Annotated in this window: 22 protein-coding genes and 1 pseudogene; 2 read left to right on the plus strand and 21 right to left on the minus strand. The window is 67.1% G+C overall.

Going from position 1 to position 26,431, the window contains the following annotated elements:
- Positions 1-29 precede the first annotated feature (29 nt).
- From purD to purE, 9 genes are all read right to left on the minus strand, one after another.
- Positions 30-1,433, minus strand: a complete 1,404-nt coding sequence (gene purD / locus C7438_RS06165) for a phosphoribosylamine--glycine ligase (RefSeq protein WP_170143605.1) — start codon at positions 1,431-1,433, stop codon at positions 30-32.
- 34 nt (positions 1,434-1,467) lie between these two features.
- Positions 1,468-3,150: a bifunctional phosphoribosylaminoimidazolecarboxamide formyltransferase/IMP cyclohydrolase gene (gene purH / locus C7438_RS06170; RefSeq protein WP_121444479.1), complete on the minus strand. Its 1,683-nt coding sequence runs from the start codon at positions 3,148-3,150 to the stop codon at positions 1,468-1,470.
- Between the two features lie 81 nt (positions 3,151-3,231).
- Entirely contained in the window at positions 3,232-3,906 is a 675-nt protein-coding gene (gene purN / locus C7438_RS06175) for a phosphoribosylglycinamide formyltransferase (RefSeq protein WP_211322105.1), read from the minus strand.
- 80 nt (positions 3,907-3,986) lie between these two features.
- Positions 3,987-5,033, minus strand: a complete 1,047-nt coding sequence (purM, locus tag C7438_RS06180; protein WP_121444480.1) for a phosphoribosylformylglycinamidine cyclo-ligase — start codon at positions 5,031-5,033, stop codon at positions 3,987-3,989.
- A gap of 39 nt (positions 5,034-5,072) precedes the next feature.
- Positions 5,073-6,395, minus strand: coding sequence for an amidophosphoribosyltransferase (locus tag C7438_RS06185; protein ID WP_121444481.1), 1,323 nt, complete (start codon positions 6,393-6,395; stop codon positions 5,073-5,075).
- Positions 6,392-8,785, minus strand: coding sequence for an AIR synthase related protein (locus tag C7438_RS06190; RefSeq protein WP_121444482.1), 2,394 nt, complete (start codon positions 8,783-8,785; stop codon positions 6,392-6,394). The genes C7438_RS06185 and C7438_RS06190 overlap by 4 nt, the downstream gene beginning before the upstream one ends.
- Before the next feature lie 44 nt (positions 8,786-8,829).
- A complete protein-coding gene (gene purC, locus C7438_RS06195) occupies positions 8,830-9,594 on the minus strand; it encodes a phosphoribosylaminoimidazolesuccinocarboxamide synthase (protein WP_121444483.1) in 765 nt (254 codons plus the stop codon).
- 44 nt (positions 9,595-9,638) lie between these two features.
- Positions 9,639-10,994, minus strand: a complete 1,356-nt coding sequence (gene purB, locus C7438_RS06200; protein WP_121444484.1) for an adenylosuccinate lyase — start codon at positions 10,992-10,994, stop codon at positions 9,639-9,641.
- 45 nt (positions 10,995-11,039) lie between these two features.
- Positions 11,040-11,534, minus strand: a complete 495-nt coding sequence (purE, locus tag C7438_RS06205) for a 5-(carboxyamino)imidazole ribonucleotide mutase (protein WP_121444485.1) — start codon at positions 11,532-11,534, stop codon at positions 11,040-11,042.
- Between the two features lie 244 nt (positions 11,535-11,778).
- Here purE and C7438_RS06210 point away from each other — a divergent pair, with 244 nt between their 5' ends.
- Positions 11,779-12,252, plus strand: a complete 474-nt coding sequence (locus C7438_RS06210) for a hypothetical protein (protein ID WP_121444486.1) — start codon at positions 11,779-11,781, stop codon at positions 12,250-12,252.
- An 84-nt stretch (positions 12,253-12,336) separates the two neighbouring features.
- Here C7438_RS06210 and C7438_RS06215 read toward each other — a convergent pair whose 3' ends face one another.
- From C7438_RS06215 to C7438_RS06235, 5 genes are all read right to left on the minus strand, one after another.
- Positions 12,337-13,659, minus strand: coding sequence for an NCS2 family permease (locus tag C7438_RS06215; RefSeq protein WP_245956532.1), 1,323 nt, complete (start codon positions 13,657-13,659; stop codon positions 12,337-12,339).
- Between the two features lie 85 nt (positions 13,660-13,744).
- Positions 13,745-15,055 carry a glutamine-hydrolyzing GMP synthase gene (guaA, locus tag C7438_RS06220; protein WP_121444487.1) on the minus strand — a complete coding sequence of 437 codons (1,311 nt, stop codon included), beginning with the start codon at positions 15,053-15,055 and terminating at the stop codon, positions 13,745-13,747.
- Between the two features lie 30 nt (positions 15,056-15,085).
- On the minus strand, positions 15,086-17,338 hold the full coding sequence (locus C7438_RS06225) for a transglutaminase-like domain-containing protein (protein WP_121444488.1): 2,253 nt from the start codon (positions 17,336-17,338) through the stop codon (positions 15,086-15,088).
- Positions 17,335-18,540: a DUF58 domain-containing protein gene (locus tag C7438_RS06230; protein WP_170143606.1), complete on the minus strand. Its 1,206-nt coding sequence runs from the start codon at positions 18,538-18,540 to the stop codon at positions 17,335-17,337. Before C7438_RS06230 ends, C7438_RS06225 begins: the two co-directional genes overlap by 4 nt.
- A gap of 17 nt (positions 18,541-18,557) precedes the next feature.
- On the minus strand, positions 18,558-19,514 hold the full coding sequence (locus C7438_RS06235; RefSeq protein WP_121444490.1) for an AAA family ATPase: 957 nt from the start codon (positions 19,512-19,514) through the stop codon (positions 18,558-18,560).
- A 172-nt stretch (positions 19,515-19,686) separates the two neighbouring features.
- Here C7438_RS06235 and ytaF point away from each other — a divergent pair, with 172 nt between their 5' ends.
- Complete coding sequence (gene ytaF / locus C7438_RS06240; RefSeq protein WP_211322106.1) at positions 19,687-20,331, plus strand: sporulation membrane protein YtaF; 645 nt, start codon at positions 19,687-19,689, stop codon at positions 20,329-20,331.
- A gap of 87 nt (positions 20,332-20,418) precedes the next feature.
- On the opposite strand, the gene groL is transcribed toward ytaF, so the two are convergent.
- From groL to tsaB, 7 genes and pseudogenes are all read right to left on the minus strand, one after another.
- Positions 20,419-22,035, minus strand: coding sequence for a chaperonin GroEL (groL, locus tag C7438_RS06245; protein WP_121444491.1), 1,617 nt, complete (start codon positions 22,033-22,035; stop codon positions 20,419-20,421).
- Positions 22,036-22,126: 91 nt separating this feature from the next.
- The gene (groES, locus tag C7438_RS06250) at positions 22,127-22,411 is read right to left on the minus strand and encodes a co-chaperone GroES (RefSeq protein WP_121444492.1); all 285 of its coding nucleotides are present in this window, start codon (positions 22,409-22,411) and stop codon (positions 22,127-22,129) included.
- 446 nt (positions 22,412-22,857) lie between these two features.
- Positions 22,858-23,025 (minus strand): annotated as a pseudogene (gene tatA, locus C7438_RS09710) (twin-arginine translocase TatA/TatE family subunit); the annotation flags it as partial.
- A 5-nt stretch (positions 23,026-23,030) separates the two neighbouring features.
- Positions 23,031-23,513: a MogA/MoaB family molybdenum cofactor biosynthesis protein gene (locus C7438_RS06265; RefSeq protein ID WP_121444495.1), complete on the minus strand. Its 483-nt coding sequence runs from the start codon at positions 23,511-23,513 to the stop codon at positions 23,031-23,033.
- A gap of 53 nt (positions 23,514-23,566) precedes the next feature.
- Entirely contained in the window at positions 23,567-24,151 is a 585-nt protein-coding gene (locus C7438_RS06270; protein ID WP_170143607.1) for a 5-formyltetrahydrofolate cyclo-ligase, read from the minus strand.
- A 16-nt stretch (positions 24,152-24,167) separates the two neighbouring features.
- Positions 24,168-25,196, minus strand: coding sequence for a tRNA (adenosine(37)-N6)-threonylcarbamoyltransferase complex transferase subunit TsaD (tsaD, locus tag C7438_RS06275; protein ID WP_245956534.1), 1,029 nt, complete (start codon positions 25,194-25,196; stop codon positions 24,168-24,170).
- Entirely contained in the window at positions 25,186-26,427 is a 1,242-nt protein-coding gene (gene tsaB, locus C7438_RS09640) for a tRNA (adenosine(37)-N6)-threonylcarbamoyltransferase complex dimerization subunit type 1 TsaB (RefSeq protein WP_170143608.1), read from the minus strand. The genes tsaD and tsaB overlap by 11 nt, the downstream gene beginning before the upstream one ends.
- Positions 26,428-26,431 lie beyond the last annotated feature (4 nt).

Consider the following 26,431-nt stretch of genomic DNA (forward strand, 5'->3'; position numbering starts at 1 on the left):
TTGGAAACTCGAAAACTCCGCCCAAGGGATCATACGGCAGAAAAACGCTCGGCATACCGCCGGAGGTGCTCTTCATCGGCGACGTCTTCGCGCAGGAAAAACCCCGCCTCCCGAAACGGGGCCGCCCAGGCGTACGCGCGACGGCGCGCCTCTTCCCAGTCCGCGCCCAATCCCACAACCGTGAGGAGTCGGCCGCCGTGGGAAACGAGGCGGGCGTCGTGGGAACGGAAGACCCCACGCCGGGTGCGCGTAAAGTCTACCCCCTCCGCCGCGCGCACGTTGGCGTAGTACACGCGCAAAAGCGGCGTCTCCCCGCGAGCCACGGGAAGCGTCGGGTCGGCAGGATAGGGCAAAGGAAGTCCCCGAACCGGGGCTTCCGGATAGCCGGGAGCGGCGACGACGACGCCCACCGCCCGTTCTTCGCGAAAGCGCAGGGCATCGGCACGCAGGCGCCCTTCGGCGAGCCCGGAGAGAACTGCGCCGAGATCCCCGGCGACGCGGCTCAAGAGGATCTGAGCCTCCGGATCACCGAAGCGCACGTTGAACTCGAGGACGTGCGGCCCTTCCGCCGTCCACATGAGCCCGAGGTAGAGGATGCCCCGGTAGGAAATCCCCCGGCGATCGAGGGCGGCGAGGAGGGGATCGAGGACTTCTGCGCGTACGCGCGCCTCCGCCGCGGGACCGTACCCCGGAAGCGGGGAAAACCCGCCCATCCCCCCGGTGTTCGGACCGACGTCCCCTGTCCCTAGGCGTTTGTAGTCGCGGACGGGCGGCAGAAGGACCGCCTCGTTGTCGGCGACGAGGGCGTGCACGGTCAGCTCCACGCCCTCGAGAAAGCGTTCGACGACCACCCGGCTTCCCGCCTCGCCGAAGCGGCGGGCCTCGAGCATCTCTCCCAGGGCGGCGCGGGCTTCCTTCTCGTCGCCGGCGACGACGACACCCTTCCCCTGGGCAAGGCCGTCGGCCTTGATCACGAGAGGGTAGGGACCTGAGGCGAGGAGGTCTTCGGCTTCGGAGATATGCTCGACCACGCGAAACTCGGCCGTTGGAATTCCCGCCTCGCGCATGAGCTCTTTGGCGAACACCTTGCTCGCCTCGAGGCGGGCCCCTTCCCTACCGGGGCCTACCACGGGAATCCCGCGCGCGCGGAGGACGTCGGCAAACCCGTGGGCCAACGGCTCTTCCGGGCCGACGACGACGAGGTCGACGCGCTCCGCGCGCACGCGTTCGGCGATCTCTTCCGGCTCAGTCCAGGGGATTCTCCACACGTCGCCGAGGACGCCCATGGCATCTGTTCCCGGCGTGAAGCTCACGCGCCGAACGCTCGGCGAGCGAAGAAGGGCGACTCCCAGGGCGTACTCCCGCCCACCAGACCCTACGACGAGCACATGCACACGGGCCACCTCCCCGGCACCGCGCGACGGGGTGCGCACGGTATTTTCTCCCATCTACGTGCCGCTTCCGTGATCAGTGGCGAAAGACGCGGACGTCCGTGAAGACCATGGCAATGCCGGCCGCATCGGCAGCCTGAATGACTTCCGCATCGCGTACGGAACCGCCGGGCTGGACGATCGCCCGTACGCCCGCGGCGCGGGCGAGCTCTACGGTATCGGGAAAGGGCAAAAATCCGTCCGAGGCGAGGACGGCGCCGCGGGCGCGCTCGCCGGCCTGGCGCAGGGCGATTTCCGCCGAACCCACGCGGTTGGGCTGTCCCGCACCTACCCCCACCGTAACTCCGTCTCGGGCGAGGACGATGGCGTTCGACGTCACGTGGGCGGACACCGTCCAGGCAAGGCGCAGGCTCGGCCAGAGCTCCTCCGGGACCGGATGGGCGCCCACGGTGCGGAAGGAAGGCGCGCGCCGTTCGCGTACGGAGAGGAGAAGCCCTCCCCGGACGCTCCGAAGGTCGAGGTCTTCCGCGGGACGGAGGAAGTCGCGGGGGTACACGAAGACGCGCAGGTTTTTCTTGCGCGTGAGGGGCTCGAGGAGGTCGAGGTCCGTCCCCTCCGGAAAGAGGACGACGTCGAGGAAGATCTCCGCCAACGCCTGTACGAGCGCCTCGTCGGCGGGCCGGTTTACGGCCACGACGCCGCCGAAGATGGACACGGGGTCGGCGTCGTGCGCCCGGCGGTACGCTTCGAGGACGTCCGCGCCGATCGCCGCCGCCGCGGGCGAGGCGTGTTTGAAGACGACTGCGGCCGGAGCGGAAAATTCCGCCTCAAGGTCGGCGAGGAGGCGCAGGGCGCGTTCGACGTCGAGGTAGTTCGTGTACGAAAGGGGCTTCCCACTCAAGAGTCGGAGATCGGCCAGGGAAGGCCCCGAAGCTCCGGCGAGGCGGAAAAACGCACCGCGCTGATGGGGGTTTTCGCCGTAGCGGAGCTCTTTTCCTTCTACACCCCAGACGACGATCGACCGCGGCAGGGGCGAGGGAGGTTCCGAAGCCGCACCGCCCGGAAGGGCCGCTGCCCCTCCGGCAGCGAGAACCTCTTCCCAAGGAAGTGGGGCGCTTTCCTCCTGCGCCCCTTCGTTTTCGGGTTTTTCCGCGGGGGAAGCCGTCCCCAGTTCCCCGAAGCGGCCTTCGCGAAAGGCGTAGGCAATGGCCAAATCGTAGAAGGCCGTACGGCGAAACGCGCGTTCGGCGAGCGCGCGACGTACGGCGAGGGCGCGCTCCGGAGGGGCGTCGAGACCTTCGAGGGCGAGGGAGACGTCCGCAGGAGAAGAGACGACGAAGACGCGCGCGTGGGCCTTCGCCGCGGCGCGGAGGAGGGCGACGCCACCGATGTCCACGAGTTCGACGAGTTCCTCGCCGCGCAAGCCCTTGTCCCGCGCGTCCTCAAACGGGTAGAGGTCGACGACGACGAGGTCGAACGGTACGCCTCCCGCCGCCTCTACGGAAGAGAGGTCTTCGGACGTGGGGCGTGCGAGGATTCCCGCAAACACGCGAGGGTGCAAGGTCTTCACGCGCCCTCCCAAGAGCTCAGAAAAGCCGGTCAACGTATCGAGGGAGATCACGGGGAGCCCAGCCTCCCGCAGGTAGGCCGCCGTGCCCCCAGAAGCGTAAAGTTCTACGCCCCGACGCACCAGTTCTCGGGCAAAGGGGAGATACGGCGGCTTCGTGTAGAGGCTCATGAGCGCGCGGCGTACGGGCATGTCCGAACCTCCTTTATTTCTCGCTCTTTTTGCCTTCGCCTGTGCGGGAGAGCGAAGGCCGCAAAACGATCCGCACGACACCTAAGTTTCGGGTTCTCCTTCTCGCAAGAAGCGTACGCGCCGGCCTTCGAGGACGAGCCCTTCGCGGAGAATCCGGGAGAGCACGGCCGGGTAGAGGCGGTGCTCAACGCGCTTGATCCGCGCCGCCAACGTCTCCGGAGTGTCCGTAGGCCGCACGTCCACGGGGCGCTGGGCGACGATCGGGCCCGTATCCACGCCCTGGTCCACGAGGTGGACGGTCGTTCCGGTCACCTTGACGCCGTAGGCGAGAGCCTGCCCGACGGCGTCCTTTCCCGGAAAGGCGGGGAGGAGAGCGGGATGGAGGTTGAGGATTCTCCAAGGATAGGCGCCGAGGAGCGTAGGTCCTACGAGGCGCATGTACCCCGCGAGGACGAGCCACCGCGGGGCGAAGGGGCGCAAAAAGGCGAGAATTGCCTCCTCAAAGGCTGCCTTGTCGGGAAAGTCGCGCACCGACCGGGCGAAGACCGCCCGTCCCAGGCGGCGAAACTTCCGCACAACGGGGGCTTCGGGCCGGTCGCTCACGAGTGCCACGACGCGGTAGACCCCTTCTTTCCGGACGAGTTGTACGGCGTTGGATCCCTCCCCCGAGGCGAAGACGGCGACAGGCACCGGCTCCGCTCCCGGGTGCCACTCCGGCGGGATCTCGAGGCGTTCGGCGCGTTCTTCTTCAGACACAAGTTCCCCCTCCCCGAATTCTTCCTCTTCGACGCTTCCCGCCGCATCGCGCGAACGCCGAGGCGGGGCTGCGAAGGCGGTTACACGGGAAGCTCCCCGCCGTACCGGAAACGCACGGCGGCCTCTTCCCCACCGCGATCCCGTTCTACGAGGCGTCCGAGGACGACCGGCCTTTCCCCGAGGGCTTCGAGGGCCTGCCGCACGTCGCCGAGGCGTTCCGGAGGGACGACGAAGACGAAGCCGATCCCCTGATTCCACACGGTGTATGTCTCGCGGTCCTCGAGGTTTGCGGCCGCCTGCGCGCGCCGAAAGACTTCGGGAACTTCCCACGCGCCGAGCACGACTTCCGCCGCGAGCGTGGAAGGAAACACGCGGGCGAGGTTTTCGGGAAACCCCCCGCCGGTGATGTGTGCGGCGGCCTTGGCACCTGCGGCAAAAGCCGCCGCGGCCTGACGGACGTAGAGCCGCGTCGGCATAAGGAGCTCGTCGGGGGTGAAGAGGTTTGGGTCGCGGGCGAGGAGGGCGCGGAGCAGGCTGTAGCCGTTTGCGTGAAAGCCGGAACTCGCGAGGCCCACGAGCAGGTCGCCGGCAACCGGCGTCGGCCGCGCGAGGGAGGCGCGGGAGGCGACGCCCACCGCAAATCCCGCGAGCTCGAGGGATCCTTCCGGAAGCATCCCCGGGAGTTCGGCGGTTTCGCCCCCTAGAAGAACTGCTCCGACCTCGCGTAGGGCGTCGACCATGCCCGCAACGAGGCGTTCGATTGCGTCGGGGTCGAGGCGCCCCATGGCCACGTAGTCGAGGAAGAAGAGCGGCCGTGCCCCCTCCGCCGCCAGGTCGTTCACGTTCATCGCCACGAGGTCCCAGCCGGCAACCTCGAGCCGACCGTGGGCCTGGGCGAGAAGGAGTTTCGTACCCACGCCGTCGGCCGAGGCGAAGAGCACGGGGTCGTCGAGCCCCTCCGGAAGGCGGATCGCACCGGCAAAGGCGCCGATGCCGCGCAAGACTTCCGGTCCGTGCGTCCCTCGGACGAGTTTGGCGACGCGTCGGACGACCTCCGCACCCCGATCGAGGTCGACGCCGGCGCGGCGGTAGGCTTCGGCGGAACCCGATTCGCGTGCCCGCTCCATCGCTCGTACCTCCTCACTGAACGTTCGGTTCGCCCGCACCTATCCGTTCCTCGGAACGAGGCAGGCCGTGCACACGCTTCCCCGGGGGAAAAGGGAGGCAAAGGTTTCGAAGTCGAGGTAGGCGAGGGAATCCGCGCCGATGCGCGCGGCGAGTTCCTCGGAGGACATCGCGCCCATGGGCGGGGGTTCTGGGCCAAAGAATCCGTATACGCAAGGCGCGGTCACCGGAGGCGAGGCGATGCGGACGTGAACCGCGCGCGCCCCCGCGTCGCGCAAGAGCTTGAGGAGGCGCGCCGCGGTAGAACCGTACACGAGCGAATCGTCCACGAGGGCGAGGCGCTTTCCGTGCACGAGCTCGCGGACGAGAGCGAACTTGGCCTCGAGGACAGCGTCCCGTTCCCCTTGGGCGAGGAGGAAGCTGCGGGGTGCGGCAGGAGACTTTACGAGCACCCCTTCGAGCGGAAGTCCGAGGGTCTGGGCGTACCCGAGCGCTTGGGGAAAGGCCGTATCCGGGGCGTACACCACCATATCCGCCTCTGCGGGCGCCTGGCGGGCCAACTCCTCTCCCAGGCGCTTCCGCGCCGCGTACAGGCTCGTGCCGAAAAAGCGGCTGTCGGGCCGGGAGATGTACAAAAGCTCGAAGGCGCATACGCCGCGGGCAAAGGGATGCGCCTCGCCTCGAGATCCCGCCTCCCCAGGGAGAGGGCGTGGGATGTAGCGAACCTCGCTTCCGTTCCAGCGCCAGCGGCTCACCTGTCCGGCACGAACTTCCGAGACGGAAAATCCCAAGGCTTCCAAAGGAGACGTCTCGCTCGCCAGCGCTACGAGATCCCCCTTGCGCCCCACGAAGAGAGGATAAACGCCGGTGGCGTCGCGGACGGCGGAAAGCCCGTCCCGGGCCACCATTACGGCCGCAAAGGGTGCAGGCAGAGCGGCGGCCTCGGAGCGGCCCGCAAGGACGGAACGGACGCCCTCGGCCTCTTCAGGAGGTAGCGCCCCGAGGTAGGCGACGGCTCCCTCGCCCGATGCGCCGTCTGTGGTCGGAACGTCGATCCACCCGCCGCCTTCGGCGAGCACGAGCGCCAAAGTCCCTAGCGCACCGCCTTCCAGGCGGACGGGGGAACACCCGCCGACCCCCACGGTCGCACCGCTCCCACCGCCCCGTCCGGGCACCCCTGCGTCGGCCTCGGGGACGGAAACGCGACGCTCGGCGGGGGTGAGCCCGAGGACGCGCCCGCCGCGGTGTAGGAGGGCGTGAACGGCGCGCGAGGCGAGGAGTTGGAGGTCTTCGGCGGCCGACGGCGCCCCCTCCTCTCCCCCGATCGGGGGCAAGTAGAGGGCGAAAAGCCCCCCGCCTTTCACGGCGTTTCCCCCTCCCGAGAAGGCTCGCGGTCGTCTCCCGAGGAGGACGGGGGAGACACGAGGCCGAGGAGGGCGAGCTCGCGGGAGAGCCAACCTCCGATTTCCTCCGGCCCGAGGCGCACGGAAATCCCGCCGATTTCCACGCCCTCCCGCCGCACCTCCCCCAAGGGGATTGCCCGGAGGCCCTCGCCGCGCGCCCGCGCGCAGAAATCGTCTGCGGCCGCCCGCCTGACGACGAACACGCCGTAGGCCCCTTCGCCAAAGAGAAGGGCCAAACCTTCTAACGCCGTGCCCCCGACCTCGCCGAGGGCGACGCCGCTTCCCGAAGAGGTCGCCATCTGGAGAAGCGCGCCGAGGGCTCCGCCTTCGCGGACGGCACGCGCCGCGAGAATCCCGTGGCGGAAGGAGCCGTCGGCGTACAGGCGCGCGAGTGCGCTGCGCAGGCGCTCTTCCCCTTCGCGTTGCGGCGCCAGGGGGATTCGGCTCACGCGCGCGAGGATTTCCCCCGCCCGCGCGCGGAGTTCCTCCGCTCCGTAGGCCGCGGCGAGGAAGGGAAGGAGGCGCAAGGGACCGCTTCCTACCAAGAAGACAGGGGCCGCTTCGTCTACCGCTTCCTCATCCCACGTTCCGGGAACGGCGGGGCGCGGCGAAGAACCAAAGGCTACGAGGAGCGGGGTAGGAAGAATCCCCCGTTCCGCCGTCTCGTTGTACAGGCTTACGTTGCCGCTCACGAAAGGCACCGAAGCAGCGCGCGCCGCGGCGGAAAACCCGAGAACCGTCTCGACGAGCGAGCGGTAGACGTCGTCTCGCTCCGGGGAGCCAAAGTTCAGGTTGTCCGAAAGTCCGAGCGGCGTAAGGCCGCGTACCGCGAGGGAACGGAGGGCGGCAAAGACGGCCATCTGGGCGGCACCGTAGGCGTCCAACGCAAAGGCGTTCCCCTCCCCTGCCCCGCTCATCCCCCATGCGGCGGGAGGTTCGGAGCCCACGTCCACGAAGGCTACGTCGTCGAAGGCCCACCCCCGCAAAGGAGGCTCCGCCCCTTTCCCGCCATCAGGCCGCACCTTCTCTCTCCTCCGGACGAGGCGCCGCGGAAAGCGGGGCGAGGTGAAGTAGCGTTGGAGGAGATCACGAACCGTCGAAGCGTCAAGGAACACGAGGCCAATTTGGGCGAGGAGTTCGCGCTCCTCAGGAAACACGAGCTCCTCTTCCGCCCGCTCCGGACGCGCATCGGGGGAACCTTGCGGTACGGCTTCCCGCACCTCTTCGGCCGCCCGGACGGAGGCGAGCACGTCCTCGCGCACGACGGGAGCGACATCCGTGAGCTCCGCCAGAGGAACCTCCGCGAGTAGGGCATCGCCCCGACGGACGGCAAACGTGCCGGAGGAAACGAGGCGCCCCACGACGGCCGCCGGCACCTGATGCGTGCGGAAGTGGTCGAGAAGTTCCTCGACGTGTGCCGGATCGGCTACGACGAGCACCCGTTCCTGCGTTTCCGCGAGAAGGAGGACCTCCGGGGGGAAATCCCGCATGCGAGGAACGTGTTCGAGGTCGAGGACGACCCCGCCCGGGCCGCGGCTTGCGAGCTCGGCGGCCGAACCCGCCACACCCCCTGCACCCATGTCCTGCACGGCGACGACCCACCCGCGGCGGGCGGCGGCGAGCAAGGCGTCCATCACGCGCCGACCCATCCGCGGATCCGCAGGGGGAACGAGGGGCGGGGCATCGGCGGAATCCCCTTCGGCTTCGGGAGGCAGCGCCTCTTCGGAGGCGAAGGCGCGGGAGGCAAAGGCCGCCGCTTCGTACCCCGCACCGTCCACGGGGCGACCCGCGTACACGAGCACGTCCCCGTCCCGCCCGCCGCGCGCGGAAAGGCGGGGGCCTACGATTTCGCCCAAGGCGAAGACGTTGACGAGCGGGTTTGCCGCGTAGGAAGGATCCGCGGCGTACTCTACGTACGCACCCTCGCCGACGCCGAATTCGGCGACGTACTCCGCAAAGCCCCGGACGAGCGTACGCGTGAACTCCACTTCTTCTGCCAGGTGCGCGGGGCCAACGCGGAGGAGCGCTGCGGCGAGCCGCGGCTCCGCCCCCATCGTAAAGACGTCCCGGTACAGGCCGCCGATTCCCGTGGCCGACCCGGCGTAGGGGTCGATTTTGGACGGGTGGTTGTGGCTCTCGATCTTAAACGCAGCCGCGTTTCCGTCCGCAGCTACCACACCCGCGCCCTCGCCCGGCCCGGCAAGGACGTGGGGACCCTCGCGCGGCAAAAGAGCCAAAAGGCGTTTCGTATGGCGGTAGCTCATGTGCTCGGATGTGAGGATCTCCTTGAGGGCGGCGGCGATCTTCGCGGCGGTCGTCTCCTCCTGCGGAGTGCGCTCAACCTCTGCCATCCTCGCGTCCCTCCGTATGTATCGTTTGGGCGTCGCCCGGCTTCTTACGGCGAGGCAAATTCGGGAAACCGTTCTGCTAGGCGCCGGTAGACGAAGGCGTACCCTTCGAGGAGGTCGCCCAAGTCGCGGCGAAAACGGTCTTTGTCGAGCCGCTCGCCTTCCTTCGTCCAAATGCGCATGGAATCGGGCGAGAGTTCGTCGGCGAGGACGATCTCTCCGTCGGAAGTTTCCCCAAACTCGAACTTCACGTCCACGAGGACGAGGTCGACGGCGGCAAAGATCTCTCGAAGCGCCTCCGCGGCGCGCCTCGCCTCGTCCTTGAGGTACCGGACGACTTCCGGGGACGCGAGGCCGAGAAGGGCGACGTGGTCTTCCGTAAGCAAAGGATCTCCGAGTTCGTCCGACTTGTAGTAGAGCTCCACGAGCGGAAAAGGAAGCGGTTGTCCCTCCGGAATGCCCAAGCGACGGCTCAAAGACCCCGTGGCGAGGAAGCGCACGACGACCTCCAAGGGAATGATGCGGACGCGGCGCACGAGGTGCTCCACCGGCGCGAGTTCGCGCAGGAAGTGCGTCCGTATCCCCTTGGCGGCCAAGGCGCGGAAGAGAAGCGCGCTCGTCCGGGCCGCGAGCTCCCCCTTTCCCGGAAACTCCTCGCGTTTCGCGCCGTCCCCCGCCGTCACGGCGTCGGTAAAGACGACGCGCACGCGGTCGGGATCGTCCGCGGCGAAGACCTTTTTGCTCTTCCCCGCGTAGAGGGGCGTCCCGCGGGGTTCTGCGGCACCGGTGTGGGCGGAGTTGTGCTCGTCCATCGGGATCCCTCCTGAAGGGCGTCTATTGGGCGGAAAAAGGGGCGCTACGCCTCTCCCTCCGCGAACGTCGGCCCCAAAACGCGGCGGTACCGCTCCGCTTCGTGGCGGAGGAAGTGCCGCACGAGGGCGTCGAAAAAGCGCTCTTCCGCCTCCGCCTCGCCCCCCGAGGCGACCTCGGGAAAGACGCGTTCTACCGCAGCGCGGAGTGCGGAATCCTCGAGGATGCGCCGGAGAAACGACGGCGGCCCCTCGAGGGCGCGAAAGGCGAGCTCCTGAAGGCGCGCGTACGCATCCTCGCGGCGGATTCCTTGGGCGACGAGGAGGTCGAGGAGGAGGGAGGAGGCAAACAGGCCGCCCGTGCGCCGCAGGTTTTCCCGCATCCGTGTTGGGTCGACCTTGAGGTGTACGAGGAGTTCACGCGTGCGCCAGAGCATGTAGTGAAGGACCGTCGTCGCGTCGGGAAAGATCACGCGTTCTACGGAGGAGTGGGAAATGTCCCGTTCGTGCCAGAGGGGGACGTTTTCGAACGCGGCGAGCATGTAGCCCCGAAGAAGGCGCGCCAGGCCGGAGACGTTTTCGAAGCCCACTGGGTTTCGCTTGTGCGGCATCGCCGACGAACCCTTCTGGCCAGGGGAAAAGCCCTCCTCCACCTCCTCCACTTCGCTCCGGGCGAGATGGCGCATTTCCACGGCGAGGTGTTCGAGGGATGTGCCCAGAAGCGCGAGGGCGGCGAGGTATTCGGCAAAGGTGTCGCGCGGGAGGACCTGCGTCGCCGCAGGCGCCGGCTCGAGGCCGAGGCGCCGCAGCGCCGCCTCTTCGATTTCCGGGGGAAGGTGGGAAAACGTCCCTACGGGACCGGCGATCTTCCCCCGCGCCGCACGCCGCGCCGCCGCCCGCAGGCGTTCTTCGCCGCGGCGGAGCTCGTCGTAAAAGCCGAGGAGCTTGAGGCCGAAGGTCGTCGGTTCCGCCGCCTTCCCGTGGGTACGGCCGAGGATGGGAACGCCGCGGTAGGTGAGGGACATATCCCTGAGGAGCTGCAAAAGGCGGTCGAGCTCGGCGAGGAGGAGTTCGGAAGCCTCCCGGAGGAGAAGCGCCCACGCCGTGTCTACGACATCGGCACTCGTAAGCCCGTAGTGTACCCATCGCCCGGCGGGGCCGACCTGCTCGGCGACGTGCTCGACGAAGGCGATCGTGTCGTGGCGCGTGCGCGCCTCGATTTCCGCGATGCGCGCAGGGTCGATGCGCACCTCCCGCTTGAGCACGGCGAGGTCTTCGGGGGGGACGACGCCCGCCTCGGCGAGCGCCTCGAGTACGGCGAGCTCTACCCGCCACCACGCGTGAAACCGGTTTTCTTCGGACCAGAGGCGCGCCATTTCCGGTCGCGTGTAGCGCGCGAGCACCTTCCTCCCGCCTTTCCCTAGAATTTTCCGTTGACGGACGCCCGCCTACTCTTCCGCCTCGCGCCTAAGGTCGCGATCGCGGGCGCGGATTTCCTCGCGCCGCGCGGCGCGATGCGAGCGAAGCCGTGCGGCGAGTTCGGGATCTTCTAAGGCGAGGATGTGCAGGGCGAGGTAGGCGGCGTTTTCTCCGGCGTTTACCCCAACGGTCGCCACGGGAACGCCCGGGGGCATCTGGGCGATGGACAAGAGCGCGTCCACGCCGTGGAGCGGGCCCACGGCGAGAGGCAGACCGATCACGGGGAGGACGGTTTGGCCTGCAACCACCCCCGGGAGGTGCGCCGCTAGACCTGCGGCGGCGACGATCACGCGCACCCCGCTCCGCTCCGCTTCGCGCACGATCGCGAGGACATCTTCGAGATTCCGGTGGGCGGAGGCGATCCGGACGTCACCGGGTTCGCCAAAGCGGGCCAAGACGTCGAGGAGCGGCCGAACGCGCTCGAGGTCCGAAGCGCTGCCCAACATGACGAGAACGCGCGCCAATCTCCATCCCTCCGCGGGGAAAGGGTGGGCCGTGCGGGAAAGCGCCCGCAACTCGCCGGAATCGGCAATAACCCCGAACAATCCCAGGGTATTGTACCACACCTACCGCACAAAATGCGAACTCGAACGGGAGAAGAAGAGAAAACGTTCGACGTTGTGTCCGTTCCGGGGAGACGGGGGGGTTCGCAATGCCCCCGCATTTTTGATAGGCTACAGGTGCCTATCGTACGCGGGAGGGATTTCCATGCGGCGCTCGATCGTCCGCCTGATTGGGGTGTTCGAAGAAGCCCTTGCGGTGATCATCATCCTCGCCGTAACCTTCGAAGGCATCGCGATGCTCGGCGACCTCTACCGCTACGTGTCCACCTGGGAACTCTCCACGCACTTCCCGCAATTCCTCGCCGACGTCCTCTTCTACATCATCGGCCTTGAAATCGCCCACCTCCTCATCAGCCGAAGTCCCGTCCTCATGCTCAACGTCCTCATCTTCGCCATCGGCCGAAAGGTGATCATCCAAAGCGAGACGGTCGGGGAAATGCTCGTCGGTTCCTTGGCGATCGCCCTCCTCTACGTCCTCTACCGCATGTTCACCCACGAAGAGGCGTCGCCCCCCAAAACGCGCCTCTCCTTTTCCTGGACGCGCGGTCCCGTCCCCCAAAAGGAAGAGGGGACGAGCGAAGCAGGGAAGGGAACGGCCGAACAACCCTCGGCAAGGTAAAGAAAACGAGCGGTGTCGCAGGACACCACCCGTTTTGCGGCCAAAGCCCGTCGGCAAAGGCACGAGAACGCACCGGTTACGGGATCAAGGCACGAGAAAGACGAAATACAGGAGAAACGCCGCTCCCAGTACCCAAAGGAGAGCGTGTACCTCCCGGGCCTTCCCCCGGACAAGCTTGAGGACGGGGTAGAGGATCACGCCGGCGGCGATGCCGTTCATGATGCTCGTCGTGAGCGGCATGAGGATCAAGGTGAAGAACGCCGGCGCCGCCTCGTCCCACTCGTCCCACCGGATCTTGCGCACGCCCCGGGCCATGAGCACGCCGACGACGATGAGCGCCGGCGCGGTCACGGAAGGGGTAACCACGCCGAGAAGGGGGGCGAAGAAGAGGCTCAGAAGGAAAAGTAGCGCCACGACGACGGCCGTAAGACCCGTGCGTCCCCCGGCGGCGACGCCGGCGGCCGATTCGATGTAGGAAGTCGTGGAAGACGTCCCCAAAAGCGCCCCGGCGAGGATCGCCGAGGCGTCGGCGATGAGGGCGCGGCCGCCCCCCTTGAGCTTCCCCTCCTCCAAAAGGCCGGCCTCCTCCCCGACGGCGACGAGCGTCCCCGTCGCGTCGAAGAAGTCCACGAAGAAAATCGTGAGGACGACGGCGAGGAAGGCAGTCGTATGCGTCCAGAGTCCGGAAAAGTCGAGCTTGAGGAAGGTCGGGGCGAGGGAAGGAACGGCGCCGACCACGTCGCCAAGCCCACGCGGAGCCGGAATCACCCCCGTGAAAATCCCGGCCGCCGCCGTGAGGACCATGCCCCAAAAGACGGCCCCCCGCACCCCCCGGGCGTAGAGGAGGAGCGTCGCCGCGAGGCCGAAGAGCGTGAGGAGCGCCTCCGGTCGGTGAAGTTCGCCGAGAACAGGGATGTTGGCGCCGGAGGCGACGGTGACCAGGCCTCCGTTCCTGAGGCCGATGAAGGCGATGAAGAGCCCGATCCCCGCCGTCGTCGCAGACTTCAACCCTTCCGGAATTGCGGCGATGATCGCCTCCCGAAGTCCGGTGAGCGTGAGGAGGAGGAAGAGCAAGCCGGAGACGAACACCGCGCCGAGGGCGACGGGCCAGGGGATGTGCATCGCCCCCACGACCGTGTACGCGAAAAAGGCGAGGAGTCCCATCCCCGGCGCCTGCGCCACGGGAAAATTTGCATACAGACCCATGATGAGCGTGCCGACGGCGGCGGCAAGGGCCGTAGCGACGAACACGCTTTCCCGCGGCATTCCCGCCTCGCCGAGCACCTGGGGAACGACGAAGAGCACGTACGCCATGGAGAGAAAGGTCGTGAGTCCGGCAAGTACCTCGCGGGAAACCGTCGTCCCGCGTTCGTGCAGAGAAAAGAAGCGCTCCAAAGCAGAAGACAAGCGGCACCCCTCCTGAGGTAACAAAGGCGACGATCGGCCCCGACGGCGACCGGCAACCCGATTCGCGCCTCGGGCTACAGGAGCATCACTCCCACTCGATCGTTGCCGGTGGTTTGTCCGTGACGTCGTAGACGACGCGAGCGACGGCGGGAAGTTCGGTCGTAAGCCGGTGGGCGATTTTGCGCAGGAGCTCGTAGGGGAGTTCGGCGGCGCGGGCGGACATCGCCTCCTCGGAAACGACGGCGCGGACGGCGACGACTTCCCCTTCCCGCCTCCGTCCGTCCTTCGCCCCTACGGTTCGAACCCCCGGAAGCACGGCGAAGTACTGCCAGAGGGTGGGGGCTACGTCCGACGAACCAATCTCCTCGCGCACGATGCGGTCTGCCTCCCGGAGGAGCTCAAGCCTCTCCGCGGTGACCTCGCCGACGACGCGTACGGCAAGGCCGGGACCGGGAAAGGGTTGGCGCTCCACGAGGGAAGCGGGAAAGCCGAGGTGGCGGGCGATCTCCCGAACTTCGTCCTTGAGGAGCGGACGCAAGGGTTCGACGAGCGTAAAGGACACGCGTTCGGGCAACCCCCCAACGTTGTGGTGCGCCTTGACCCCTCCGCGTCCCACGCTCTCGATGAGGTCGGAATACACCGTACCCTGCACGAGGTACGCAACGTCCGGGATGCCGGCAACCTCCCGTTCGAAGACGCAGATAAACGTCTCGCCTACGGCGCGGCGTTTCGCTTCCGGGTCGACGAGGCCACGAAGCGCCGCGAGAAAGGCGTCCCGCGCGTCCACCCGGCGCACGGGAAGGCCGAGGATTTGCGTGAGCGCGGCGGGAACCTCTTCCGCCTCTCCCGCTCGCAGGAGGCCGTGGTCGACGAACAGGGGCACAAGGCGATCCCCAAGGGCTCGGGCGACGAGGGCAGCGGATACCGCCGAATCGAGTCCGCCGGAAAGGGCGACGACGGCCCGACCTTCTCCGAGGTGTGCGGCAAGCTCCGCGACGCAGCGTTCGGCAAACGCGATCGGCGTGTAGGCCGGCCCGCCCCCGACGAGTTCGCGAAGGGCGGCGAGGAGCTGGGAAAACCCTTCGTCGTCGGAAAACGAGACAAAGGCGTTCTCCCGCGTTCCGGAAAGAAACGTCTCTCCGTCCGGCGGAGCCGCTCCTTCTTCCCACAGCACAGGGACCCCTGCGGTGCGAAAGCGGAAAAAGAGTTCGCGTTCTTCCGGGGTCCAAAATCCCTCCTCCGTCCGGGGAAGGACGAGGGCGGCGGGGAGGTCGTCGCGTTCTCCCGGAAGCGGAAGCTCCGCGTAGATCCCCGCCCGGCGCAGGCGGCGAAGGAGGCGTTCGTCGGCGGTAAAGACGAGAACCCACGGGCGGAAACGGCAGGTAACGAGGGACATGGGCGTGCTCCTTCCCTACGGTGGTTTTCCTTACGAGTTTACGGAAGATGGGGGACGGGGGCGAAACGAGGGGACGGCGCGGCAGAGGTACCGCCACAGACAGCGCGGAAGGTGGCGGCGTACGCTCGCCGCAAACTCCCGCTCGCGCGCGAGAAATTCCGCATCCTCCCGAGGCGGAGGTCCGTAGTAGGCGGCAAGGTACGCTTGCGTCAGGCGCCGAAACGAATCTTCTACATCTCCCCGAGGTAGGCGGGCGGCATACGCCCCTACGGCCTCGCCGCGTTCCCTGGGGCCGCCGCACAGCCCAACGATCCACAGGGCCTTGCGGTACCTCCGCCGAAGCGCTTCCCGATCGAGGGGGGGCGAGCGCCTCCCCCTTCGGCGGCGGGAAAAGGCAATCCCCGCCACGAGTCCCGTCACGACGAGGGCGAGCCCTCCGAGAACCAACGTGCTTGCCGGCGCAGGGATCGGGGAAGAGGAGGTTCTGCTTTCGGATGGCCCGGGTGCCTGCGTATCCTTCCCGGTTTCCGGAAGCGGTGCAGGTGCAGACGGCGAAGGGGTCGGTACGGGCGCGTCCGCAGACCGTGCCGTCGCTTCAGGAACGCGCGCCCCGGGGGTGACCTCGAGCGGGACAAACCCCAGCCCCTCGAGGTACACCTCCGCCCAGGCGTGGGCGTCGCGGTCGCGCAGGACGACGTGCAGGCCCTGGGAATCGGAGCTCACCTCGCCGGGTCCGTACCCCACGGCAAAGCGGGCGGGAACTCCGGCCGCACGAAGGAGGACGACGGCGGAGGAGGCAAAATGCTCGCAGTACCCGCGGCGCGTCGCGAAGAGGAACTCCGCCACGTAGTCTTCGCCCGGACGTAGGAAGGGGACGTCCCACGTCTCGTAGGTAAAGTTTCCCTCGTCCCGAAGGTACGCCTGCACGCGCCGGGCGAGGCGCCACGCCTCTTGGGGGGTCTTCGGCGGGCGATCTCCCCCGAGAGCCTCGAGGCGCAGACGGGAGGCTAGCTCGCGCACCGAGGGAGGAAGGTCTTGGGGGAGTTCGAGGGAAGTCGGCGGAGGGGGCGGCGTAGAACGTGGAATTGCCTGTGCGAAGGGAGACGCCTCGAATTCCGGCGTGTAGGGGACGGCGCGCACGGTGTACGGTACGCCGATGGGGACCCCCTGCCACGCCCCGCGTCCGAGGAGGTACAGGGGGTGTTCAGCGCCTTCAAACGAAGCGTACGGGCGCTCGAGCACACCCGGAACGGGAACGTCCCGCAGACGGGCGACGATCTCCAGATCGACGCCGGGACCCGAGGGGACGGCGAGAAGAGGGGCGGCAGGGGCGTCGGGCGCGACCTCCCAACCCTTTCCCGTGTAGACGTCGTAGGCGGCGGTGCGCCAACGCGTCGGAACTGGAGAACCCGCAGGTAAAGAAACCGTCGCGTGCACCTCGCCGTAGGCTACGAAGGGGCCGCCCAAGGGGTGAACCGCGGCGGACGTCCCCGGCGCAGGAGCCCGCGCCGTACGGGCGGAGAGGCGTTGCGTGAGCCCCGGCCACGGGTCGTCCCACGCGGGCGGCGGTTTGGGGAGAGCCGCGGCAGTGCCCAGCACGCTCGCCCCGAGGAGGAGAAATACGAAAAACGCGAGAAAGGCTCTACGGGGGACGAGGAGCCGCAATCCCTCAGCCGTAGAGAGCAGGTAGAGCACGGCCGCGCCGACAAGGCACAAGGTGAACCGCGGCTCGGAAAGCCCGATCGCCTCTCCGGAAAACCCGAGGTACGCCTCGCCGACGCCCACGAGGACGAATGTCAGGAATACCCAAAAGAACCCCAGGCGGCGGAGGGAGCGAAGGGCCAAGAGGTACATCCCCACGATCGTGAGGTCGAAGGCGAACGTCCGAAGCGCCGGAAACGCATCTTCCCGCCAAAGCGCAAGGGCGACTTCTGGACTCCAAAAGAGCGCGGCATACCCGACCTCTGCCTCGCGGAGGAGGGCGAAAAATCCCCGTTCTCCCGGGAAGGTCCCTAGGGAGTAGGCGATCGCCGCAACGCCGGCTAAGGCACGTACCGCAAAGGAGGAAGGGACGCGAAACGGCCAGAGCCCGCCGACGGCAAGGGCGAAAAAGAGGAGCGCGTAGTGGGCCAAGTACCCCCGCTGAACATGTCCAAAGGCGGTGAGCGCCGCAACGGCCGCAAACCCTAAAAACGCAAAGGAAGCCCCCTCCACGAAGGAAAAAAGCCAACCTTCCGGAGCGCAGAGAAGAGAAGAACGACGTGCGGGCGTCGGGGACGTCATGTTCCTCCCTCCCCGTGTCCCCGAAAGGGCGGCCGCGACGCGGATCGGACCGGACGGAATACGCGCATTTCCGCCTCCCAGAGCGAAGCCTCGCGGAGCCTAGGCGCGGTCGACATTTCGCGAAGAAAGACCGTGCGCCGCAGCGGTCCTCGTGTACCTACCTGCGGCGAGAATTCCGGTGCGAGTACGGAAAGAAGGAGCCATTCGCGATCCGGAACGAGGTTCCGGTGCGAAGCGGACAAAGGAGAAGACGAGCCGAGGCGAGGAAGCCCCGCAAGCAGGAGCCCCGCCTTTTGGGCATTTTCGAGTTGGGCGAGGGCCTGTGCCTCATCCGCTCGGAGGGCGGGGTAAGCCGCCACCCGAGCGGGGCGACCGGCGCGGACGGCGGCGAAGAGGGTGCGTGCGGCATCTTCCAGCATCCGTTCGACCGACCCGGAGAGATGCGAATTCGCGCCTCTGGGCCCCCGATCGCTTCCTCCTAGTGAGGGGGAACGTCGGTCGAGAAGGAGAAACAAGGGACGACGGCGAACCTCGCCCCCGCGCACCCAAAGGCCGCGACCGCGGGCAAAGGTCTTCCACACCACGTGGCTCAACGGATCCCCGGCGCGATAGGGGCGGAATTCCGCGGGGTCGACAACCGCCTCCGCGGAGGAGACGCGGGAGGCGCCCTTCAGACGCGCTGGCAGTGCGGGGAGGACGGCTACGTAGGCGACGCGTTCCGGAGAAGCAAGGGAGAACCGATTCCCGTAGAGAAGGGCGGCGGAAGACAGCCGCAGGCGGAGCCGGTAGGCGCCGCGGGGAAGATCTGCGAGCAAAACCCGAAAGGGAACACGCCGGCGAAAGGCCGCAAACTGCGCCGTCCGGACGTCGCCGCGTTTCCCGCCGGATGTGAAGGAAACGAGGGAGAGGGCCACAAGGAAGAGCGTGGGAGGCGGCGGGAGGAAAAAGCGCACCTCTCCCTGCAGGGAAAGGCTCTCGCCGTGAAATACGGGGCGAGAACCCGGCAAGAGGACGGCCCGAGCGGTGAGAAAGGCGGCGGCACGCCACGCTTCGTACGCGGCGAGGAGCGAAAAGGCGTAAAACACCGTATTTGCCAAATCTCCGCCGACGAACTGGCGGTAGGCGTAGAGGGCGGATCCCCCGGCGACGAGGGAAAGGAAAAACGCAAAGGCGCGCAGGGCTTCACGCCAGGTGCGGTGCACGGTGCACCCCTCCTCGATCAGCGCCGCCGTTCTTCCGGCAAGGGGGTCGAGCGGACGACCTCCGCGAGAAGGTCCCGGACGGCCTCTGCCGAGTTCTCTTCGTCCGCGAGGAGGATTCGATGCCCCCAGGCGTACGGGAGAAGCCGCTGAACATCTTCCGGTAGGACGTACTCGCGCCCCCGGAGGTAGGCCCACGCCCGCGCGAGGCGCGCAAGACCCAAACTCCCCCGCGGGCTCACCCCCAGGAGGACCCGGGGGTGCGTCCTCGTCTTTCGGGCGAGGGCGACGACGTAGTCGGCTACGGCCTCGGAAAGGTACACGGCGCGCGCGCGGGCGATGTGCGCCGACAACGCTTCGGCGTCCAACATCTCGGGGAGATCTTCCGGGGAGAGGGGCTCGCGGGTGAGGAGGGCACGTTCCGCGGCGGCCGGAGGGTAGCCGAGGCTCAGGCGAAGGAGGAAGCGGTCGAGCTCCGCCTCCGGAAGCGGGTACGTCCCCTCGAGTTCCACGGGATTTTGCGTAGCGAGGACGAAAAACGGCCTAGGAAGCGGGTACGTCCTTCCTTCTACCGTAACCCGGCGCTCCTCCATCGCCTCGAGAAGGGCCGCCTGCGTCCGCGGCGAGGCGCGGTTGAGTTCGTCGGCGAGGAGGACGTGGGCAAAGATCGGACCGCGGCGAAACTCCGTCTCCCCGCGAGGCGAAAGGTATACGTAACCTGTAAGGTCCGCAGGAAGGAGGTCGGGGGTAAAAGACACGCGGGCAAACGAAAGGCCCAGCACCCGGGAAAACACGCGAAGGAGCGTCGTCTTCCCCACCCCGGGCACGTCCTCCACGAGAACGTGACCCTCGGCGAGGACGGCGGCAAAGAGGAGTTCGAGCACCTCGCGCTGCCCGTAGTAGACCCGTTCCACTTGGGCGAAAAGGGCGGAAAACGCCGTTCCCGCCCCTTCCGCCGCACGCTCCGGCTTGTCCATACGCGGACCGTCCTTTCTCTGAGGCCCCGGGAAGGAGCGGTTCGCCTTTAACTTTACCCCGGAACGAAAGCCGAGGCAAAGGGAAAGTCCACCCCTTTCCGGACCCCTTCTGCGAACTCCCGATTTCCCCCGCGCATACCCTGGGGCGAAAGCGGAATCGGGAGGGGTGGGCGTGGAGCTCTTCCTCATGCTCCTTGGGTTTACCTTCGCCTCCAGCGTCGACAACTACGCCGTGGCGATCACCTACGGCCTCCGACGCGTGCGGATCCCCCTGACCTCGAACCTCCTCATCGCCGGTGTCGCCTTCCTCTTCAGCGCCGCGGGGATGTCCTTCGGCCTCTTCCTCAAAGAGGTGCTCCCCGACCTCCTCCCCACCGTGCTGGGAGCGGCAATCCTCGGAATCCTTGGCCTCCGCGTCGTACTCCTCGCCTGGCCCCGAAACCGACGAACGGCCGAGAAACCCAAGGAAAAGGGCAATACGGAAGCCTGGCCTTCCCTCGAAGACGTCTTCCACTCTCCGGACAGCGTGGATCGCGACGGAAACCGGGTCATCGGGTGGGGAGAGGCGGTCCTTCTCGGGGTGGCCCTCTCGGCAAACGCCCTGACGAACGGCGTGAGCGCGGGCCTCTTCGGCCTTCCGGTCCTCCTCCTCTCCGCACTCACGTCCTTGGGCAGCTTCGTGAGCGTATGGCTCGGCGCGCTTACCGGCGAAACCGTCGCCCGCGTGCGCGTGGGCCCCTTCACCGTAGGGCAATTTGGAACGATCCTCTCGGGCGCCCTCCTTCTCGTCATCGCCTTCTTCGCCTTGTTGGACTGAGGGGAAATCGCAAAGGGGAGCCGAGGAAAACACCCGTTCCGTAAAAAAAACACCCCCGGACGACCGGGGGTGTTGCCTTTGCCGGGATCAGAAATCCATGTCCGGCGGCGTGGGCGTGGACTTCTCCTCTTTTTCGGGAAGCTCGACCACGGCGGCCTCCGTGGTGAGGACCATCATCGCCACGGAAGCGGCGTTCTGCAGCGCAGAACGGGTGACCTTTACGGGGTCAATGATCCCCGCCTGGATCATGTCCACCCACTCGCCGGTCGCGGCGTTGTACCCAATGCCCGGCTTCTCCTTCTTCATCCGCTCCACCACGACCGCGCCTTCCTCACCCGCGTTGGCGGCAATCTGCTTGGCGGGCTCCTCGAGGGCCTTGAGGACGATCCGCACGCCCGTGAGCTCGTCGCCCGTAGCCTGGACCTTCTCCACGGCGGGGATCGTGTTGATCAGCGCGACCCCACCGCCGGGAACGATGCCCTCTTCGACGGCGGCGCGCGTGGCGTTCAGAGCGTCCTCGATGCGGGCCTTCTTTTCCTTGAGCTCCGTCTCCGTAGCGGCACCTACGCGGATGACCGCCACGCCTCCCGCCAGCTTCGCGAGACGCTCCTGAAGCTTCTCCTTGTCGAACTCGGACGTCGTCTCTTCGATCTGCTGCTTGATCGCCTTGATCCGCGCCTGGATTTTCTCCTGCGAACCCGCACCGCCGACGATCGTCGTCGTGTCCTTCGTGACGATCACGCGCTGCGCGCGGCCGAGCTGGTCGAGCCGCGTCTGCTTGAGCTCGAGGCCCAGCTCTTCGGAGATCACCTGACCGCCCGTGAGGATCGCGATGTCCTCGAGCATCGCCTTACGCCGGTCGCCGAAGCCCGGAGCCTTGACGGCGACGGAGAGGAGCGTTCCGCGAAGCTTGTTCACGACGAGCGTCGCGAGCGCCTCGCCTTCCACGTCCTCCGCAATGATGAGGAGCGGCTTGCCGGCCTGGACCACCTTTTCGAGCACGGGGAGAATGTCCTGGATGTTGGAAACCTTGCGGTCCGTGATCAGGATGAGCGGCTCCTCGAGCTCGGCCTCCATGCGTTCTGTGTTCGTCACCATGTAGGGGGAGATGTACCCGCGGTCGAACTGCATCCCTTCCACGACTTCGAGCTCGGTCTGGAGGCTCTTGGACTCCTCGACGGTGATCACGCCTTCGTTGCCGACCTTCTCCATCGCCTCGGCGATGAGCTTCCCGATCTCCGGATCGTCCGCGGAGATCGCCGCGACCTGGGCAATCGCTTCCTTCCCCTCCACAGGCTTCGCGATGCGCTTGAGCTCTTCAACCGCCGCCTGCACCGCCTTTTCGATTCCGCGGCGCATGACCATGGGGTTGGCTCCCGCGGCGACGTTCTTGAGACCTTCGTGGATGATCGCCTGGGCGAGGATCGTCGCCGTCGTCGTCCCGTCGCCGGCCACGTCGTTCGTCTTGGAAGCGACTTCGCGGACGAGCTGGGCACCCATGTTCTCAAAGGGGTCCTTGAGCTCGATCTCCTTGGCGATCGTCACGCCGTCATTCGTGATCAGGGGAGAACCGTACTTCTTCTCCAGGACGACGTTGCGCCCCTTAGGTCCGAGCGTGACCTTTACCGTGTTCGCGAGTTTGTCCACACCCCGCAGAATCGCCCGACGGGCATCCTCGGAAAAGCGAATGTCCTTGGCCGCCACGAGATCTCCCTCCTTCGATTCCCAAAGTGATGTTCCCGTCCGGGATCGGCTGCGCGCACGGCGCGAGAAACCGCCTTACGGCCGCGCGGGGTTAGTCCTCTACAATTGCCAAGATGTCGGCTTCCCGAAGGATCAGGTACTCCTTGTCCTTCACCTTGACCTCCGTCCCCGCGTACTTCGAAAAGATCACGCGGTCGCCGACCTTCACTTCCATAGGAACGAGCTTCCCGTCTTCGTACCGCCCGGGTCCCACGGCTACGACACGCCCTTCCTGGGGCTTCTCCTTCGCCGTGTCCGGAAGAACGATCCCTCCCGCCGTCCGCTCTTCGCGTTCGAGCGGCTCCACGACGACGCGGTCGCTGAGAGGCTTGAGCATCGCCACCCCTCCTCGTTGGAGTTTCTCCCGCCGGTCCGACGGGAAGAAGATTAGCACTCAACCGAGGCGAGTGCTAACACCATGATTTACTATACCCGCTTCTTCCGTCCGATGCAAGGGGGGGAGAAGGTCCTGGTTCCGCCCTCACCCTTGGTATTCCCCGCTTTTCCTCGGATCTTACGCGAAGCGCCGGCATTCGCGCGCGTTTTTCCTTTTCCGTTCGTCTCGAGGGGGACGTTTCAGGACGCGGAAAACGAAACGCCCGGATAGCGCTTTCACGTCCGACGCTATCCGGGCGCATTTCTGACCAAACGAAGAACCCGATCGCCTTAGCTTTTCGCCTGATCGCCGACCTTCTTTTCCTCGGCAACCTTCTCCTCCACCTTACCCTCGATGGGGGGAGCCGTGGCGGTGCGGTCCTCAATGCGATTTTGCGGAGACGGCGGCTTGGTGTCGAGGGAGACGGAGTCTTGAAGCTCCGTAGCCGCCTTTTTGAATTCCTTGAGTGTCGTCCCGAAGGCGCGGCCGATTTCCGGCAAACGGTTCGGGCCGAAGATGATGAGCGCGAGGAGGAGGATCACGAGAAAGCCCCCGACGCCGATGTTGGAGAGCATGGCCTTTACCCCCTTTTCCCCTGGATGAGCTCCAGGGCCGGCTCGATGAAGTCCAAAACGGCCCGCAGGCAGATCTCCGCCGAACGCGGAGCACCGGGGAGGTTCACGAGGAGCGTCGTCTTCCGCGTGCCTATGACCGCCCGGGTGAACAGCTCGTTCGGGGAAATCTGCGAGGCACGGCGGCGCATTTCCTCGGCAAATCCCGGAATGACACGATCGACGACCATGAGCGTCGCCTCCGGCGTGACGTCCCGCGGGCCCAGCCCCGTGCCCCCCGTGGTAATGAGGAGGTCGACACGATCGCGCTCGATCATCTCGATGAGGGCTTCTTTGATCGCCTCGATCTCGTCGGGAGCCACACCGTAAGCGACGAAGTCAACCGGAAGGCGTTCGGCCAAGATGGAGGCGATGAGGTCTTTGCTTTCGTCTTTGCGTTCTCCGCGAAAGCCGCGATCGCTGATCCAGAGTATTCCCAAACGCCACGTCACCGCCCGAGCCTCCCGAACCCATTGTACTCCAGGGATACAACCCCCCGCAACTCTCAGCAGAAGTTGGCGCCGCGAGGGAAAGACAACGTTTCACGTTCCGTCACAATTTCCCGAAGGGGGACGTCCCACGGATCGCGGGGGACGTCGGCGAAGAGGAGCGCGGCAAAGCTCACACCGATCGCCCGGCCGGAATAGGCAGAGAGCGTACGGTCGTAGTACCCTCCCCCGTATCCAAGGCGATACCCCGTCCGGGAAAAGAGAAGCCCCGGCACGAGGAGAACCTCGGGCAATGCCGCCGGTGGCCCGGGCGGGGGTTCCCAAACCCCATACGCCCCGGGAACGAGCTCCGAACGGCGGGCCGGGCGGTACGCGAGTGGTGCATCCGGGCGTTCGACGCGCGGCCAGAACAAAGTCTTCCCCTCTTCTTCCCAAACCCGGTAGAGGGCACTAAGGTCCACCTCCCCGGGAAGGGGGGCGTACACGCCGATCTCCCGCACCCCAGCAGCCGCGATGAGGGCGCGCAAGTTGCAAACGATCGCGGCTTCGGCTTCCCGCCGGTAGGCCTCCGGCAAAAGGGCGCGGAGGGTGCGGGCGGCCCTCCGCCACAGGCGTTTTGCCCGCTCCGTAGGGCTTTGCACCGCGGGGCCACCTCCCTCAGCCGCGGACGCGGTCGGCGAGGTAAGGATCGGAAAGCGGCCACCCATCCAAAGAAAGGGAAGCGCGCGCGGGAAGGTCGAGGTCGGCGGTGATCCCCGCGTGCAGAAGCTCCACCCCGAGGGCGGCGACCATGGCGGCGTTGTCCGTGCAGTAGGCCGGGGGCGGGATCCGCAGGCGTACCCCGCGCGCTTCCGCCTCGCGGGCGAACCGCCGCCGGAGGGCGCTGTTGGCCGCCACGCCGCCAGCGACGACGAGTTCCCTTACGCCCGTCTCGTCTACCGCGCGGAAGGTCTTTTCTGCGAGGACGTCCACGACCGCCGCCTGGAAACTCGCCGCAACGTCTTCGGGGCGAGGGGATTCCCCCGCTGCCTCGGCCCGCTCGAGGAAGTGCCGTACGTGCGTCTTAAGCCCGCTGAAGCTGAAGGCGTACCCTTCGAGCACGACGCGGGGAAAGGAGTAGCGTGCCTCTCCGGATTGGGCAAGACGGTCGATCTCCGGGCCGCCCGGGTAAGGAAGCCCGAGGAGACGGGCTACCTTGTCGTACGCCTCCCCTACGGCGTCGTCGCGCGTGGCCCCCAGAAGGCGAAACGCGAGCGGCCCCTCCACGAGGACGAGCTCCGTGTGCCCGCCCGAGATGAGGAGGGCGAGAAAGGGATAGTGGAACGGGCCCTCGAGGCGCGCGGCGTAGATGTGCGCCGCGAGGTGGTGGACCGGAAGGAGGGGAACGTCCCACGCCCAGGCGAGGGCCTTGGCGGCGGCTATGCCGACGTGAAGGGCGCCGACGAGGCCGGGACCGTAGGTGACGGCCACGGCCCGAACCTCCTTCCGCAAGGACGCCGCGCCGCCGGCCACTTGCTCCAAAAGGGGGAGAATGGCGACGAGGTGCTCGCGGGCGGCGAGCTCCGGGACCACGCCGCCGTAGGCAGCGTGCCGCTCCATCTGACTTGTGAGAAAAGAAGCTCGGACGGAAAAGGTGTCGTCTACGAGGGCGACGGCCGTCTCGTCGCAGCTCGTTTCAATCCCCAAGACGGAGGAAATCCTCGTCCCCTCCTTCCACGAAACGCGTCCACGCGGGAATGCGGGCCTCCATGAGGAAGGCGTCCTCACCGTCGTCTTCGTAGTAGTGCGGGCGAACGCCCACCACGCGAAAGCCGAGCTTGCGGTAGAGCTTCTGCGCGACGAGGTTAGAGCGCCGCACCTCGAGGGTTACGAGGCGGGCCCCCTCGAGCCGGGCGCGCTCGAGGAGGCGGCGCACGATCCCCTCGCCGATGCCGCGCCGGCGGTAGGCGGGATGAACGGCGATGTTGGTCACGTGCGCCTCGCCGAGGTGGGAGAGCACCCAAATCCCGCCGTACCCGACCACCTGCCCGTCCACAACCGCCACGACGTAGCGCGCAAGGGGGTTTTCCCGCAGTTCCCGCAAAAAGCTCGCCTCGCTCCAAGGGGAGGAAAAGGAAAGGCGCTCAAGCGCCGCGACCTGAGGGACGTCCTCTTCGCGCATCCGCCGATACTCCGCCGCTCCGCCCTCGCGTTCCACGACGATCGACCCCTCTTGCCCTGCACTACAGCTCACCGAAAGAAAGTACGCGGGCTCGACGGTAAGGGGATCCGTTTGGCCCTTTTCGAACTTGCGACCCGCCAAGGCCGCGAGAACCGCCGCCCGCGGAAAGCCGAGAGGGGGCTCGAAGAACGCGGCGGCGCTTCCCAACGCGGCGCGGATGCGCGCGGCAAACGGCGCGAGGTCAGTCCCCGCAAAGACGACGGGCGGTCTTCCGTGTGCCTCCCACGCTCTGCGGAGCTCGTCGAGAAACTCGGAAAAGGACGCCTTACGGTCCGCCAGAACGGGAAGGGGAGTACCGTCACGGGAATCCGCGCGGTAGAGGGCGGCGTACACGTTGTCGTTGCGGGCGTCGAGGACGGGGGCCGCCCAACCCGATGCCCCAGCAACCGACGCCGCCCAAAGTTCCAACGTGGAAACGGCGACGAGAGGTTTCCCCAAAGACCAGGCTACGACCTTTGCGGCGGTGAGTCCGAGGCGCAGGCCGGTGAACGATCCGGGGCCACGGGCCACCGCGACGAGGTCGACGTCCTCCGGCCTCCACCCTGCTTCGGCTACCGCCCGCCGAAGGAGCGGGAAGAGGAGCTCTGCGTGGCGCCGCTCCGGATAGAGGTAGGAAAACTCCGCGAGGACGCGCTTACCCTCGCTTGCGGCGACGGCGAGCGGTTCGGTGGACGTCTCCAAGGCGAGAATGCGCACGGGC

The organism is Brockia lithotrophica, from assembly GCF_003633725.1.
GTDB classification, from domain to species: Bacteria; Bacillota; Bacilli; order Thermicanales; family DSM-22653; genus Brockia; species Brockia lithotrophica.

What these genes read in the sequence shown, in the direction of transcription:
- purH (WP_121444479.1), bottom strand. Translation starts at nt 3,150, where the DNA reads ATGCCCGTACGCCGCGCGCTCATGAGCCTCTACACGAAGCCGCCGTAT.
- purM (WP_121444480.1), bottom strand. Translation starts at nt 5,033, where the DNA reads ATGGAGCGGGCACGCGAATCGGGTTCCGCCGAAGCCTACCGCCGCGCC.
- C7438_RS06190 (WP_121444482.1), bottom strand. Translation starts at nt 8,785, where the DNA reads ATGGCAGAGGTTGAGCGCACTCCGCAGGAGGAGACGACCGCCGCGAAG.
- purC (WP_121444483.1), bottom strand. Translation starts at nt 9,594, where the DNA reads ATGGACGAGCACAACTCCGCCCACACCGGTGCCGCAGAACCCCGCGGG.
- C7438_RS06210 (WP_121444486.1), top strand. Translation starts at nt 11,779, where the DNA reads ATGCGGCGCTCGATCGTCCGCCTGATTGGGGTGTTCGAAGAAGCCCTT.
- guaA (WP_121444487.1), bottom strand. Translation starts at nt 15,055, where the DNA reads ATGTCCCTCGTTACCTGCCGTTTCCGCCCGTGGGTTCTCGTCTTTACC.
- C7438_RS06225 (WP_121444488.1), bottom strand. Translation starts at nt 17,338, where the DNA reads ATGACGTCCCCGACGCCCGCACGTCGTTCTTCTCTTCTCTGCGCTCCG.
- C7438_RS06235 (WP_121444490.1), bottom strand. Translation starts at nt 19,514, where the DNA reads ATGGACAAGCCGGAGCGTGCGGCGGAAGGGGCGGGAACGGCGTTTTCC.
- groES (WP_121444492.1), bottom strand. Translation starts at nt 22,411, where the DNA reads ATGCTCAAGCCTCTCAGCGACCGCGTCGTCGTGGAGCCGCTCGAACGC.